This is a genomic window from Streptomyces sp. NPDC001599, from assembly GCF_042893535.1.
Classification (GTDB): domain Bacteria; phylum Actinomycetota; class Actinomycetes; order Streptomycetales; family Streptomycetaceae; genus Streptomyces.
On sequence record NZ_JBIAVA010000012.1, the window covers coordinates 192,011 to 205,456 of the forward strand.

The following is a 13,446-nucleotide window of genomic DNA, read 5'->3' on the forward strand; positions in this document are numbered from 1 at the left end:
TCGACGGCGTGACCGAGAAGCGCGAATACCGCATGGAGGAACTGGCCCGGCTGGCCGGCATCACGGTGCGCACCCTGCGCTTCTACCGCGAACGCAAACTGATCCCGCCGCCCCGCCGCGAGGGCCGCATCGCCTGGTACGACGACCACCACCTGGCCCGCCTGCGCACCATCGCCGCGCTCCTGGACCGCGGCCACACCCTCAACGGCATCGCGGAACTGGCCGACGCCTTCGACCACGGCCGCGACGTCGGCGACCTGCTCGGCCTCGGCGAACCCACCGAGGAGACCCCGGTCCGCCTCACCCCCGAGGAACTCGCCGCCCGTTTCGAGGGCGAGGTCAGCGCCGAGAACCTGGCCGCCGCGATGGAGCTGGGCTACCTCGGCACCGACGGCGACGAACTGGTCCACATCAGCCACCGCCTGCTGGAGGTCTCCTCCGCCCTGGTCCGCGAGGGCATCCCGCTCGGCGAGGTCCTCCAGGCCGGCGTCCGCGTCCGCGAGCACGCCGACGCCCTCGCGGAACTCTTCGCCGACCTGATCCTGCGCCACGCCCCCGAACCGGAGCTGCACCGCCTGCGTCCGCTGGCCCGCAGCGTCGTGGAGGCGGAGCTGTCCCTGGCGCTGGACCGGCGGATGCGGAAGGGGTCGCAGTAGCCCTCCGACCGGGCCGTCAGGGGCCGTAGACCACCGTGACCGGTGCGTGGTCCGACCAGCGCTCGGCGTGGGTGGCGGCCCGCTCGACACGGCCCTTGAGCGCCTTGGCGGCCAGGCCCGGGGTGGCGGCGTGCAGGTCGATCCGCCATCCGCTGTCATTGTCGAAGGCCCGCCCCCGGTACGACCACCACGAGTACGGTCCCTCGACGTCCGGGTGCAGCGCGCGCACCACGTCCACGTACCCGCCCTCCGCCGGGTCGAGGACGCGGCCGAGCCACTCCCGCTCCTGAGGCAGAAAGCCGGAGTTCTTCTTGTTGGCGCGCCAGTTCTTCAGGTCGGCCTCGCGGTGGGCGATGTTCCAGTCGCCGCAGACGACGACCTCGCGCCCCTCGGCGGCGGCGCGCTCGCGCAGTTCCTTCAGGTAGGCGAGGAACTCGCCCATGAAGCGGACCTTCTCGTCCTGGCGCTCGGTGCCCACCTCACCGGAGGGGAGGTAGAGGGAGGCGACCGTCACACCGGGCAGGTCGGCCTCGACGTAGCGGCCGCTGGAGTCGAACTCCGTCGAGCCGAAACCGACGCGGACGGCGTCGGGCTCACGGCGCGTGTAGAGGGAGACGCCGGCGCGGCCCTTGGCGGCGGCGGGGGCGTGCGTCACGTGCCAGCCGTCGGGAGTACGTACGTGTTCGGGCAGTTGGTGGGGTTCGGCCCGCACCTCCTGGAGGCACAGCACGTCGGCGGAGGTGCCGGCGAGCCACTCCACGAAGCCCTTCTTCGCGGCGGCGCGCAGGCCATTGACGTTGACGGAGGTCACGGTGAGCATCCCGGCACGATACCGGCACACTGGACGGTGTCCCGCTCCGGACTCCGCATCGATATACGGTAGGAAGAATGAACATACGCCGGGTCCCCTTCGACCACCCCGACGCCGTGAAGCTCAACGACGAGGTCCAGGCCGAGTACGACGTCCGCTACGGCGACGGCGGCGACGCCACGCACCTGGACCCGTCGGACTTCGCGCCGCCGAACGGCCAGTACCTGATCGCGTACGACGAGAACGACGTCCCGGTCGCCTCCGGCGGCTGGCGCAGCCAGGACGCCAACGACGAGGGCAATCTCGACGGGGACGCCGAGCTCAAGCGGATGTTCGTCGTCGAGCAGGTGCGCGGGCGCGGGCTGGCCCGCCGCATCCTGGCCGCCCTGGAGGAGGACGCCCGTGCGGCGGGCCGGACCCGGATGGTGCTGGAGACGGGCACCAAGCAACCGGAGGCCGTGGCCCTGTACACGTCCAGCGGCTACGAGCCGTGCGGGAAGTTCGGCTACTACCGCTTCCACGAGGACAGCCTCTGCTACGCGAAGGCGCTCCGGGTCCCGTAGGCACCGCGCGGCCGGTGTCAGGCCGTGGTGCGGCCCGTCCTGCGGCGGCGCGAGACGGCGTACAGGACGCCGCCCGCCGCGAGCGCGAGGGCCGCGCCGGCCGAGCCGAGCAGCACCGTGGAGCCGGTGGAGGCCAGCACGCCGCCCGCCCCGCCCTGGGGCGACTGGCCGCCGGTGGTGCCGCCGCTGGTCCCGGCGGTGGAGGTGCCGCCGGTGGTGCCGCCGGTGCTGCCACCGGCCGTGTCCGAGCCGCCGGTCGTGCCGGTTCCGCCCGTCGTCGGCGAGCCGCCGGCGCTGCCCGTACCGCCCGTGGAGTCCGGACCGCCGGTGGTGCCTCCGGTGTCGCCCGGAGTCTCCTCGTCACCCGTGCCGTTGAGCACGATCCACCCGGTGTCGTTGGACGGGTCGCCCTCCCACGGGTTGTCGTACTCCGGCAGCGCGATCTTGCCCTTGGCGCCCGCGACGACCTTGTCGATGCGCAGCTTGAAGGGGAAGGTACGCGCGTCGTCCTCCAGGAAGGGGGTGTCGGCGGAGCAGCGGTAGACGGCCGGGTTCTGGTCGTCCAGGGGCTCGCACGGGCTCTCGACGACGGCGGCGCCCTCGGGGATCTGCACCGTGAAGCCGAGCGGCTCGCCGCCCGCGCGCAGCGATCCGATCCAGGCGGGCCCGTGGTTGCTCATGCGGACGTCGACGGTGACCGTCTCGCCCTGCTCGCCCGCGACCCGCGCACCGGTGAGGTCGAGGTCGTAGGTGTTCTGCGTGGGCAGGTCGATCTCGGCGTACTTGGAGTAGTCGCTGACGTGGCCGCTCTCGACCGGCTCGAGCGTGAGCGTTCTGCCGGTTCCCTGCCGGTGGCCGGTGCCCGACCGCAGCGCGTCGGCGGCTTCGGCGCCGACGGCCTCGAAGCCGTAGGTGAAGATGTCACCGAGCGCGAAGTCCGCAGTCTTCACCTCCACCGGCTCGCTCAGTTCGTAGGCCATGCCGTGCAGGAACTCGCCCTCGAAGGTGCACAGCGCGACCTGGCGGTAGCGGATCAGGTTGTCCTTGTTCTCCTCGGCGTACGAGCAGTTGTCGTACGACTCGGGGAAGGAGAGGCCGCGGGTGCCGGCAAAGCGGAGCACGACGCCGTGGGCGGGCATGCTGCCGACGTTGCGGAAGCCGAGCGGGGCCCGGTAGGTGTCGCCGGGGCGGAAGCCCGCCGGTTCGGCGGGGAGCTTCTTCTTGAGCAGTTCCGGACCGCCCACGAACACGTCGACGGTGTGCTCGTTGAACTCCAGTCCCTCGCCCTTGCCGGTGACCTTGATGGTGCCGTGGTCGCCGGCCTCGGCGGTGTCCTTCGGGTCGAGACGGATCCTCCAGCTCGGGTTGTACGAGGCGCCGGGGTAGAGGGTGCTCTCGTGGCAGACGGCGACGAGACCCTTAGCCTCGCACCACTCCGGAAGGGTGACCTTGGCGAAGCCCTTGAGCGCGGTCGCGTCGACGGTGATCTCGTAGCCGTTGTTGGGAAGCGGCTGCGGTTCGGTGTCGCCGTCGGGCTCCTCCCCCGGGCCGGTGAGCCCCAGGCGGATCTGCGGCTCGCCTGGCTCGCTCTCTGCCCCGTCCAGCGCCAGGCCCACCCGGTCAGGACCGGTGATGGTGACGGGGAGCGGCGTCCCGCCGTTCGCCACCTGATCGTCCGCCGCATGGGCGACGCCGGCCAGTCCGGCCGCGGCGAGCCCGGCGGCCGCCGCCCCGGCCACGGCCGCACGCGCCCACGGCGAGTGCAGGGAGCTAGGTCTCATGTGTGCTTCTTCCGTTCCCCAGACGACAAGAAGGTGCCACTGCGTGACACCGCGCACAGGTGACCCGCGGGAAACGCCGAAGGTTGCGCTGTACATGATCACGGATGCGTCTCGGCGACGCCGCGGGCGAGGCCACGGGCCACGGCCACGGGCCAGGGCCGGGAAACGACGAAGGTCCCGTCCGATCGTGATGATCGGACGGGACCTTCGTCAATGTGCGTGGACCTGAGGGGATTTGAACCCCTGGCCCCCTCGATGCGAACGAGGTGCGCTACCGGACTGCGCCACAGGCCCTTGCAACGAGTGAAACTCTAGCACCCTGTCCGGCCTGCTCAAAAATCCATTCCGGCTACTCGTTGGCCGCGCGGGGACGGTCGCCGTCGTCGTACTGGTCGAAGAGCGGCGTGCGGCCCCGCTCCCTGGCCCGGCGGGCCGACGCGGCACGGCGGGCACCGCTGCGGCCCGGGGTCTCCGGACGCTCCTCGGCCGGTGCGTGCGCCGGTGCGTCCGCCGGGCGGTCCCGGTCCGCGCCGGAGGCCCGGGCGGCGTCCTCCTGGTCGGGCGCGACGGCCGAGGAGCGTGCCGAGCTCCACGCGTCCGGCGCCGCGAGGTCCACGTCGGGCGTGGCGCGGGGGGCGACCGGGGCGGTCACGTAGGTGGGCAGGGGCACCGGCACCGGGTCCCAGCTGTCGCCCTGCGGGTGCCCTCGGCGTTCCCGCTGCTGGTCGACCCATTCGGCGTGGTCGGTCTGCTCGACCAGCGCGCGCCGGTCCGCGGCGAGCGCGGACATTCCGGCGCCGGACTCCGGCTCGGGTCCGTCGTCCGGCTCCTCGGTGTCCAGGTCGCCGACGGGACCGCCGGGGCCACCGGGGGTGGAGGCGGCGGGTCCGCGCCGGCGCGGGCGGGGGTCGCGGTCGCGCAGTCGCTGTGCGGCGGCCTCGGCCTGGCGGCGGTCCATCTGGAAGGCGAAGCGCCGGCGCTCCTGCGCCCGCAGATGGGCGATGTAGGCGCTGAGCAGCAGCGCGGGCACCCCTGGTGCCCACAGGAACGCGAGCCCGCCGACCGCCGCGACGACCGAGCCGAGCGTGAAGGCCAGGAACAGCATCACGGTGGTACGCCGACGGCGGGCGAGCGCCTTGCTGCGCCGGGCCCGTGCCGCGGCCCCCGGTGAGAGGGGTGCGCGACGGGCCTGCGGCACCCGCCCCCGCGCCGGTGCCGCGCCGGATCCGGCCTGCCGGCCGGGTTCCGCGGACTGTCCGGGTCTCGGGCCGTCCTCGGGTCCGCCCGGCCGCGGGCGGGCCGTTTCGGGCCGCTCCGCCGCCTGCCGGGGCGGGGTCGGCCGGGTGTGCCGTCGGGTCCTGGACACGGCGAAGGCCCGGACGTCCACCGAATCGGTGACGGCGTCCGGGGCGTCGGCGTCGGGCCCCGCCTCGTCGGCGGAGCGCGACCGCAGGTCCTTGGCGTACCGGCGCTCCATGCCCGCCCGTCCGGACAGGAGCCGGATGGCGGTGCTGAAGCGTTCGGTCGGACGGGCCTCGTTCAGCTCGTCCTGCCTACGGAGCCACATCGGCACCAAGTAGGCGGCCCAGGCCCCGACGATGACTGCGTAGATGAGGCCGCTGCTGCTCACGCCTCACACGGTAGAGGGGTTTGCGTGAGGCCATCCGCCAATTGAGCCGGTGTGTCGCACGATCTGGCTGATATTTCGAACTTTTCTTGTGACCGATCCGATCAGCCGACTGCCAGGATCGCGAAATTATCCGCTGCGGGATGGTCACGGCCCGATCAATTTCGAACGTTTATTCAATTCCCGGCGTTGCCGGTACTGCCGCTGTTCCCCGCGTTGGGGGTACTGCGGTGCCGTGACCGGTGCCATCGCCGCAGCAGTCCTTCGGGAACCTCTTCCGCGGTGAGCGCGAAGACGAGATGGTCCCGCCAGGCTCCGTCGATGTGCAGATATCGCGGCCTGAGACCCTCCTCACGGAATCCGAGTTTCTCCACGACCCGGCGGCTGGGCGCGTTCTCGGGGCGAATGCAGACCTCGACGCGGTGCAGTCCGACGGTGCGGAAACAGTGGTCCACGGCCAGCGCCACGGCCGTCGGCATCACCCCGCGGCCGGCCACCGCCTCGTCCACCCAGTAGCCGACGTGTCCGGAGCACATCGAGCCCCAGGTGATGCCGGCCACCGTCAACTGGCCGACCAGCCGCCCCTGGTACTCGATGACGAACGGCAGCATCCGGCCCGCGTGGGCCTCGGACCTCAGGTGCCGCACCATCTGCCGGTAGGTCGGCCGGTGCGCGATCGGGCCGCCGGGCCCGGGCGGCGGAATGGTGGCCTCCCACGGGCGCAGCCAGTCCCGGTTGCGCCGGTTGACCTCGCGCCAGGTCCGCTGGTCGCGCAGCCTTATCGGCCTCAGGACGATGTCGCCGTCCGTCAGCTCGGCGGGCCAGGACGGGCCGTTCAGCTCGCACCCCCACCGCTGGCGGGTCTCGGGTGGTCGCCGCCGCGGAGCTGGTCCACGGCGTGCTTCAGCAGCGGCTCCAGCACCGCGAGGCCGTCCCTCACCCCGCCGGAGGAGCCCGGCAGGTTGACGATCAGCGTGCCGTTCGCCACCCCGGCCAGTCCCCTGGAGAGCGCCGCGGTGGGCACCTTGTCCCGGCCGTACGCCCGGATCGCCTCGGCGATGCCCGGGACCTCGTGGTCGATCACCGCCCGGGTCGCCTCTGGGGTGCGGTCGGTCGGCGAGATGCCGGTGCCGCCGGTGGTGACGATCACGGCGTAGCCCGCGTCGGCGCCCGCGCGGAGGGCGGCTTCCACGGGGTCGCCGTCGGGGACGACCTGCGGGCCGTCGACGTCGAAGCCGAAGCGGCGCAGCCCCTCGGCGATCAGGGGTCCGCCCTTGTCCTCGTAGACACCGGCGGCAGCCCGGTTGGACGCCGTGACGACCAGGGCGGCGTACGGCTTGAGGAGGGCTCCTCCCACGCCGGTGCCCGGCGTCATGACCGGTTCCAGTCGCCGGACTTGCCGCCCGTCTTCTGCTCCACCCGCACGTCCGTGATGACCGCTCCCTTGTCGACCGCCTTGACCATGTCGACCACGGTGAGCGCGGCGACGGAGACCGCGGTGAGCGCCTCCATCTCGACGCCCGTGCGATCCGTCGTCCGCACCGTGGCGGTGATCTCCACGGCGTCGTCCGCGACCGACAGGTCCAGTTTCACACCGGAGAGGGCCAACGGGTGGCACAAGGGGATCAGGTCGGGGGTCCGCTTGGCGCCCATGATGCCCGCGATCCGGGCGGTGGCCAGGGCGTCGCCCTTCGGCACGCCCTCGCCGCGCAGCAGCTCGACCACGCGGGGCGCGACGAGGACGCGTCCACTGGCGCGGGCGGTGCGTGCGGTCACGTCCTTGCCGGACACGTCGACCATCCGGGCGGCGCCCGCCTCGTCGATGTGCGTCAGCCGGCCTTGCGGGTCCTGTCCGCTGCTCGGCGGTCGGTCCTGCGTACTCATGCTCGTGTGGCGCTCCCGGTCCTGGCCCGGCGCGGTGCGGCGCGTGGGCCTGCTGTGCGCGACACGCTACCGCCATCGGGCCCCGCTCAGCCGAGCAGGACCACCTCGACCTCGGTGCCGGGCTCGACCGACTCGGTGTCCTCGGGGACGACGATCAGCGCGTTCGCCTGCGCGAGGGCGGCCACGAGATGCGAGCCGGAGCCGCCGACCGGGGTGACCGAGCCGTCGGCGTGGCTGCCCCGCAGGAACTGCCTGCGGCCCTTCGGCGAGGTGAGCGCCTTGTTCGCGGCCAGGGACGCGGTGACCGTCGGACGGTGGACGTCGGGCAGCCCCATGAGGGTGCGGATCGCGGGGCGCACGAAGAGCTCGAAGGAGACGTACGACGACACCGGGTTGCCGGGCAGGGCGAGCAGCGGGGTGTGGTCGGGGCCGATGGAGCCGAAGCCCTGGGGCTTGCCGGGCTGCATGGCGAGCTTGCGGAAGTCCACGCCGCCGCCCGGCTCGTCCTCGTCGCCGACGTGTGCCAGCGCCTCCTTGACCACGTCGTACGCCCCGACGCTCACGCCGCCGGTGGTGACCATCAGGTCGGCGCGCACCAGTTGGTCCTCGATGGTGGACCGCAGGGTCTCGGCGTCGTCGGTGACCGCGCCCACGCGGTAGGCGATGGCTCCGGCGTCGCGGGCGGCCGCGGTGAGGGCGAAGCTGTTGGAGTCGTAGATCTGACCGGCCGCCAGCTGTTCGTCGGGCTGGACGAGTTCGCTGCCGGTGGAGAGCACCACCACGCGCGGGCGCGGGCGCACCCGAACCGTGCCCCGGCCGATCGCGGCGAGCAGGCCGATCTGCGGCGGGCCGAGGACGGTGCCCGCCGCCAGGGCGCGGTCGCCGGAGCGGACGTCGCTGCCCTTGGCGCGGACGTGCGCGCGTTCCTCGGCCGGCCGGTACACGTGCACGTGGCCCTCGGCGCCCTCGGGGGCCAGACTGCGGGCGCGCATCCCGGCCACCGGGCCCTCGCCGAGCCCTCCGTCGGTCCACTCCACGGGCACGACGGCCTCGGCGCCGGGCGGCAGCGGGGCGCCGGTCATGATGCGGGCGGCCTGGCCGGGGCCGACGGACGGCGCCTCGGCCTGACCGGCGGCGACGTCCCCGACGACGTCCAGGACGGCGGGGAACTCCTCGCTGGCGCCCGCGACGTCGGTGACCCGCACCGCGTACCCGTCCATGGAGCTGTTGTCGAACGGCGGCAGGGACAGCGGCACCGTGATGTCGTCGACCAGCACGCAGCCCTGGGCGTCGAGCAGGTTCAGCTCGATGGGGTCCAGGGGGCGGACGGTGGCGAGGACGTCGTCCAGGTGGTCCTGCACCGACCACAGCCGGTCCGGGCCGGAGCCCGCGGCGGCGTGGTCGTGGCCGGTGTCACGGTGCGCGCTGCTGCTCAACGTCCCTGCATCTCCTCGGCTACGTAACTGCGGAGCCAGGTCCGGAAGTCCGGGCCCAGGTCTTCACGTTCGCATGCGAGTCGGACAATGGCACGCAGGTAGTCACCGCGGTCGCCGGTGTCATAGCGGCGGCCCTTGAAGACGACGCCGTGCACCGGGCCGCCGACGGACTCGTCCTCGGCGAGCTGCTGGAGGGCGTCGGTCAGCTGGATCTCGCCGCCGCGGCCGGGCTCGGTCTTGCGGAGTATGTCGAAGACGTGCGGGTCGAGGACGTAGCGGCCGATGATGGCGTAGTTGGACGGGGCGTCGGCCGGGTCCGGCTTCTCGACCAGTCCGCCGACCTTGACCACGTCACTGTCCGCGGTGCTCTCCACGGCCGCGCAGCCGTAGAGGTGGATCTGCTCCGGCGCGACCTCCATGAGGGCGATCACGCTGCCGCCGTACTGCTCCTGGACGTCGATCATGCGCTGGAGCAGGGGGTCGCGCGGGTCGATCAGGTCGTCGCCGAGCAGGACCGCGAAGGGCTCGTGGCCGACGTGCGGGGCGGCGCACAGCACGGCGTGACCGAGGCCCTTGGGGTCGCCCTGGCGGACGTAGTGCATCATCGCGAGGTCGCTGGATTCCTGGACCTTGGCCAGGCGGCTCGCGTCGCCCTTCTTCTGGAGGGCGGACTCCAGTTCGTAATTGCGGTCGAAGTGGTCCTCGAGGGGGCGCTTGTTGCGGCCGGTGACCATGAGGACGTCGCCAAGGCCGGCGGTGACGGCCTCTTCGACCACGTACTGGATCGCCGGCTTGTCGACGACCGGCAGCATCTCCTTGGGAGTGGCCTTGGTGGCCGGCAGGAACCGGGTACCGAGACCGGCTGCTGGGATGACAGCCTTGCTGATCCTGGGGTGGGACTGAGTCATGCGCGCCACCATATCCGGTGCCTATTGGGAGAATCTGTGTCGCCTCAGCCTCCATGCTCATATGAGCAGATCAGAGTGGTACGGGAGTGACCATTGCCTCACAACGACCCCGCGGACGGAGCCGGTAAGCGCCTCCTGCGGCGGGACCTCCTCACGGCGCGCACCCGGATGACGCCGGATGACGTGCGGGAATCCGCGGACGCGCTGGCCCGGCGGGCACTCGGGCTGCCGGAGGTCGCGGGGGCGCGCGCCGTGGCGGCGTACGTCTCCGTGGGCGCCGAGCCGGGCACCCTCGCGCTCCTGGACGCGCTGCGCGCGCGGGGGGTGCGCGTGCTGCTGCCCGCACTGCTGCCGGACAACGACCTGGACTGGGGCGAGTACACCGGGGAGGGCTCCCTCGCGCGCGTGCGCCACGGCGGGCGGATGGAGCTGTTCGAGCCCGCCGGTGAGCGGCTGGGGCCGGAGGCGGTGACGCGGGCGGACGTCGTGCTGCTGCCGGGGGTCGCGGTGGACGCCCGCGGTCTGCGCCTGGGGCGCGGGGGCGGCTCGTACGACCGCGTACTGGCCCGGCTGGAAGCGGCGGGCGCGCGGCCCGCGCTGCTGGTGCTGCTCTACGACCGGGAGGTCGTCGCGCACGTCCCCGCGGAGCCGCACGACCGGCCGGTGGACGCGGTGGTGACGCCGTCGGGGGTGCGCAGGTTCCGCTGACGTCCGGACACACGGGTGCACACGGCTGTGCGCACGGGTGCACACGGGAAACGGCCTCCACGCGCGCGTGGAGGCCGTTCTCGTACGACGGGTGCGGGACGGCTACGGCTTGAGGACCAGCGTGTCGCTCGTGCTCTCGTCGACGGCCTTCCTCGTGAAGGACCACGGCAGCAGCTCGCCGTTCGCCCACTTGTCGGTCTGGTCCGTGTAGTGGGCGCTGTAGGCGTGCCCGGAGGCGCCGGTGAGGTTGATCCAGCGGGACTTGTCGAGGTCGCCGAGGTTGACCACCATCCGCATGGACGGCACCCAGATCACCCCGTAGCCGCCGGCCGCGTTCCAGCCGGAGGCGTTGACCGCCGCCTCGCCGCCGCTGAGCTTCCAGGGGCCGCGGTTGAGGGCGTACTTCAGGAAGCCGGGGCCCTCGGTGCCCAGGGTCTGGTTCTTCAGGAACAGGCGGTGCAGCCGGCCCCAGTTCCAGGTGTCGATGTCCTTGCCGAGCTTGGCGGTCAGCTCCCAGCGGGCGTCGGTCATGGCGCGCTTGAACAGGTCGTCGCGGTTGTGGTCGGCGCCCTTGCGGGTGCCGTTGGCCGGCGTCGTCCACCAGTCGCTCTTGGGCTTCTCCATCAGCGTGCGGACCACCTCGAACCAGCGGTCGCCGCCGTCCGGCTGCGCCTGGTCGGCGTCGCGCTGGCCGCACTCGCGGACCTTGTTGGTCTCGTCCGCGGGGCCGGTGGTGTTGACCGGGTCCACCCACAGGCACTGGCCCTCGACCCGCAGCTCCTTGGGCAGCTTGTTGCCGAAGGCGAGCTTGAGGATGTTGCGCCAGACCGCGTTGAAGTAGGCGGCGGCGGCCGAGTCGGCGTCCTGGGTGTAGTCCCAGCCCTCCAGCAGCTTCTGCGCCTCGCGGACGTCCTTGTCGGCGATGTCGATCTTCAGCAGCTGGGGCACGAGCAGCTTGGCCATCTCGCTGCTGTTGTCCAGCTGCATCTGGCGCATGTCGTCCGTGGAGATCTTGCCGCCGTCCTTGATCTTCTGCTCGATCAGGGAGGTGATGCGCTGGCTGCGGGCGCCGTAGCCCCAGTCCGTGGTGATCGTGTACGGGTACTTGTCCGCGTCGACGACGGCCTGGTTGGCGGTCACGATGTAGCCGCGCTCCGGGTCGTACTCGTAGGGCAGCTCGTCCTGGTCGATGTACTCGCCGGTCCAGCGGAACTTCGGGTCCCAGCCCGGCGCCGGGACGGAGCCGTCGTGGCCCTCGGCGCGCACCGGGATCCGGCCCGGCAGCGTGTAGCCGATGTGCTCTTCGTCGGCGTAGACCAGGTTCTGCGAGGGGACGTCGAACAGGGTGGCGGCCTCGCGGAAGTCGTCCCAGTTCCGCGCCCGGTCGATGGCGAAGACGGCGTCCATGGTGGTGCCCGCCTCGAGCGCGGTCCAGCGCAGCGCCACGCCGTACCCGTCGCCGCGGTCGGGGGCGGCGGTCTCGACGGTGGCCTTCTTGCCGGTCTTCACCAGCTCGTCGTCGCGGTCGGAGAGCAGGGGGCCGTTGTTCGTCTCGCGGACGACGATCTTCTTGGAGTCGCCGCCGGCGACCTTGATGGTCTCCTCGCGCGTCTCGAACGGGACCACCTTGCCGTCGTACTGGTAGCCCTCGCCGGTGATCTTCTCCAGGTAGAGGTCGGTGACGTCGGCGCCGGAGTTGGTCAGGCCCCAGGCGATCTCCTGGTTGTGGCCGATGACCACGCCGGGCATGCCCGCGAAGGTGTAGCCGGCCACGTCGTACCGGCACTTGTCGGAGACGGTGCGGCAGTGCAGGCCCATCTGGTACCAGACGGACGGCAGGGACGGCGACAGGTGCGGGTCGTTGGCCAGCAGGGGCTTGCCGGTGATGGTGTGCTTGCCGGAGACGACCCACGAGTTGGAGCCGATGCCATTGCCGTTCACGCCGACGGCGGTGGGGACGTTGTCCAGGACGTTCTGGAGTCCGGCCAGTTGGCCCTCCAGGGCGCTGCCGGAGCCGGTCCCCGTACCGGAACCGGTCCCCGTACCGGTGCCGGTCCCCGTGCCCGTGCCCGTGCCGTCGCTCTCGTCGCCGCCCGACGTGCCGCCGCCGTCGAACGTCTCGGTCAGCTCGTCGTACTGACCCTCCTGGACGATCGCCTTGTTGCGGTCGTACGGGTAGGCCGGGTAGAGGTCGGCGATCTGCTTGGGGCCGAGGCGGCTGGTCATCAGCGCGCGGTCGACCTCGTCCTGCATGTTGCCGCGCAGGTCCCAGGCCATCGCCTTCAGCCAGGCCACCGAGTCGACCGGGGTCCACTCCTGGGGCTTGTAGTCGTTGGTGAAGCCGAGGGCCGCGTACTCCAGGGAGATGTCCGCGCCGTCCTTGCCCTTCAGGTAGGCGTTGACGCCCTTGGAGTACGCCTGGAGGTACTTCTTCGTGGAGTCCGAGAGCTTCTCGTCGTACTCCTTCTTCGCCACCCGGTGCCAGCCCAGGGTGCGCAGGAACTCGTCGTTGTCGATCTGGCTCTTGCCGAACATCTCCGACAGGCGCCCGGCGGTCATGTGCCGGCGGACGTCCATCTCGTAGAACCGGTCCTGCGCCTGGACGTAGCCCTGCGCCATGAACAGGTCCTCCTCGGTGGAGGCGTAGACCTGCGGGATGCCGTACCCGTCGCGCTTGACGTCGACCGGGCCCGACAGGCCGTCCAGCGTGATCGAGCCCTTGGTCTGCGGGAAGGACGCGCGGACGGTGCTGATCGACCAGTACGCCCCGTAGGCGAGACCGCCGATGAGGGCCAGGACCAGCACGAGGACGAGCAGGCGGCCCTTGCGCCCCTTGCGCCCCTTCTTCCTGCCGGACGTGCCGGTCTGCTGACCCGGGGAGGCGGTGGTGGTGGGGGGCATCGCTGTCCTTGCTGTCCTAACACGAGCGGCAGGGGCGGGCTGTGCTTCGTACGGAGCGCCGAGCGCTGAACGCCGAACGCTGGAGCAACTGTAGGCGCAGGCCCGGCTCCGCCTTGACGCGGAGTCGGGTACACGGACGCACGGGCGTTCGATCCTGCCAAGCCGAGCGTC

The 13,446-nt window shown here is 72.0% G+C and carries 12 protein-coding genes and 1 tRNA gene; 3 read left to right on the forward strand and 10 right to left on the reverse strand.

All coding sequences use genetic code 11. The features are described 5' to 3' along the window. Positions 1-8 precede the first annotated feature (8 nt). On the forward strand, positions 9-656 hold the full coding sequence (locus tag ACFYZ3_RS28135; protein ID WP_388523195.1) for a MerR family transcriptional regulator: 648 nt from the start codon (positions 9-11) through the stop codon (positions 654-656). 16 nt (positions 657-672) lie between these two features. Here ACFYZ3_RS28135 and ACFYZ3_RS28140 read toward each other — a convergent pair whose 3' ends face one another. Then, positions 673-1,476, reverse strand: coding sequence for an exodeoxyribonuclease III (locus tag ACFYZ3_RS28140; protein ID WP_388523197.1), 804 nt, complete (start codon positions 1,474-1,476; stop codon positions 673-675). Between the two features lie 68 nt (positions 1,477-1,544). Here ACFYZ3_RS28140 and ACFYZ3_RS28145 point away from each other — a divergent pair, with 68 nt between their 5' ends. After that, positions 1,545-2,030, forward strand: a complete 486-nt coding sequence (locus ACFYZ3_RS28145) for a GNAT family N-acetyltransferase (RefSeq protein ID WP_388523200.1) — start codon at positions 1,545-1,547, stop codon at positions 2,028-2,030. Between the two features lie 17 nt (positions 2,031-2,047). Here ACFYZ3_RS28145 and ACFYZ3_RS28150 read toward each other — a convergent pair whose 3' ends face one another. The 8 genes from ACFYZ3_RS28150 to galU form a co-directional block, all read right to left on the reverse strand. Further along, positions 2,048-3,811: a hypothetical protein gene (locus ACFYZ3_RS28150; RefSeq protein ID WP_388523203.1), complete on the reverse strand. Its 1,764-nt coding sequence runs from the start codon at positions 3,809-3,811 to the stop codon at positions 2,048-2,050. A gap of 220 nt (positions 3,812-4,031) precedes the next feature. Then, positions 4,032-4,105 (reverse strand) — tRNA-Ala (locus ACFYZ3_RS28155). Between the two features lie 55 nt (positions 4,106-4,160). After that, positions 4,161-5,441, reverse strand: coding sequence for a gephyrin-like molybdotransferase receptor GlpR (gene glpR, locus ACFYZ3_RS28160; protein WP_388523206.1), 1,281 nt, complete (start codon positions 5,439-5,441; stop codon positions 4,161-4,163). A 173-nt stretch (positions 5,442-5,614) separates the two neighbouring features. Further along, complete coding sequence (locus tag ACFYZ3_RS28165; protein ID WP_388523301.1) at positions 5,615-6,277, reverse strand: GNAT family N-acetyltransferase; 663 nt, start codon at positions 6,275-6,277, stop codon at positions 5,615-5,617. Beyond that, positions 6,274-6,813 (reverse strand): molybdenum cofactor biosynthesis protein B, encoded by a 540-nt coding sequence (locus ACFYZ3_RS28170; RefSeq protein WP_388523209.1) that lies wholly within the window; start codon positions 6,811-6,813, stop codon positions 6,274-6,276. Before ACFYZ3_RS28170 ends, ACFYZ3_RS28165 begins: the two co-directional genes overlap by 4 nt. Next, positions 6,810-7,322 (reverse strand): cyclic pyranopterin monophosphate synthase MoaC, encoded by a 513-nt coding sequence (gene moaC / locus ACFYZ3_RS28175; RefSeq protein ID WP_388523211.1) that lies wholly within the window; start codon positions 7,320-7,322, stop codon positions 6,810-6,812. Before moaC ends, ACFYZ3_RS28170 begins: the two co-directional genes overlap by 4 nt. Before the next feature lie 86 nt (positions 7,323-7,408). Next, positions 7,409-8,758, reverse strand: a complete 1,350-nt coding sequence (glp, locus tag ACFYZ3_RS28180) for a gephyrin-like molybdotransferase Glp (RefSeq protein ID WP_388523214.1) — start codon at positions 8,756-8,758, stop codon at positions 7,409-7,411. Continuing rightward, a complete protein-coding gene (galU, locus tag ACFYZ3_RS28185) occupies positions 8,755-9,666 on the reverse strand; it encodes a UTP--glucose-1-phosphate uridylyltransferase GalU (protein WP_003975635.1) in 912 nt (303 codons plus the stop codon). The genes glp and galU overlap by 4 nt, the downstream gene beginning before the upstream one ends. Before the next feature lie 93 nt (positions 9,667-9,759). Between galU and ACFYZ3_RS28190 the strand changes: the two genes are divergently transcribed. Further along, complete coding sequence (locus tag ACFYZ3_RS28190) at positions 9,760-10,374, forward strand: 5-formyltetrahydrofolate cyclo-ligase (protein WP_388523217.1); 615 nt, start codon at positions 9,760-9,762, stop codon at positions 10,372-10,374. A gap of 102 nt (positions 10,375-10,476) precedes the next feature. Here the strand turns inward: ACFYZ3_RS28190 and ACFYZ3_RS28195 are convergent, their stop codons facing one another. Then, positions 10,477-13,275: a penicillin acylase family protein gene (locus ACFYZ3_RS28195; RefSeq protein ID WP_388523218.1), complete on the reverse strand. Its 2,799-nt coding sequence runs from the start codon at positions 13,273-13,275 to the stop codon at positions 10,477-10,479. Between the last annotated feature and the right edge of the window lie 171 nt (positions 13,276-13,446).

Coding starts and splice junctions, on each gene's coding strand:
- ACFYZ3_RS28145 (WP_388523200.1), top strand. CDS start 1,545: ATGAACATACGCCGGGTCCCCTTCGACCACCCCGACGCCGTGAAGCTC.
- ACFYZ3_RS28140 (WP_388523197.1), bottom strand. CDS start 1,476: ATGCTCACCGTGACCTCCGTCAACGTCAATGGCCTGCGCGCCGCCGCG.
- moaC (WP_388523211.1), bottom strand. CDS start 7,322: ATGAGTACGCAGGACCGACCGCCGAGCAGCGGACAGGACCCGCAAGGC.
- ACFYZ3_RS28170 (WP_388523209.1), bottom strand. CDS start 6,813: ATGACGCCGGGCACCGGCGTGGGAGGAGCCCTCCTCAAGCCGTACGCC.
- ACFYZ3_RS28150 (WP_388523203.1), bottom strand. CDS start 3,811: ATGAGACCTAGCTCCCTGCACTCGCCGTGGGCGCGTGCGGCCGTGGCC.
- ACFYZ3_RS28195 (WP_388523218.1), bottom strand. CDS start 13,275: ATGCCCCCCACCACCACCGCCTCCCCGGGTCAGCAGACCGGCACGTCC.
- galU (WP_003975635.1), bottom strand. CDS start 9,666: ATGACTCAGTCCCACCCCAGGATCAGCAAGGCTGTCATCCCAGCAGCC.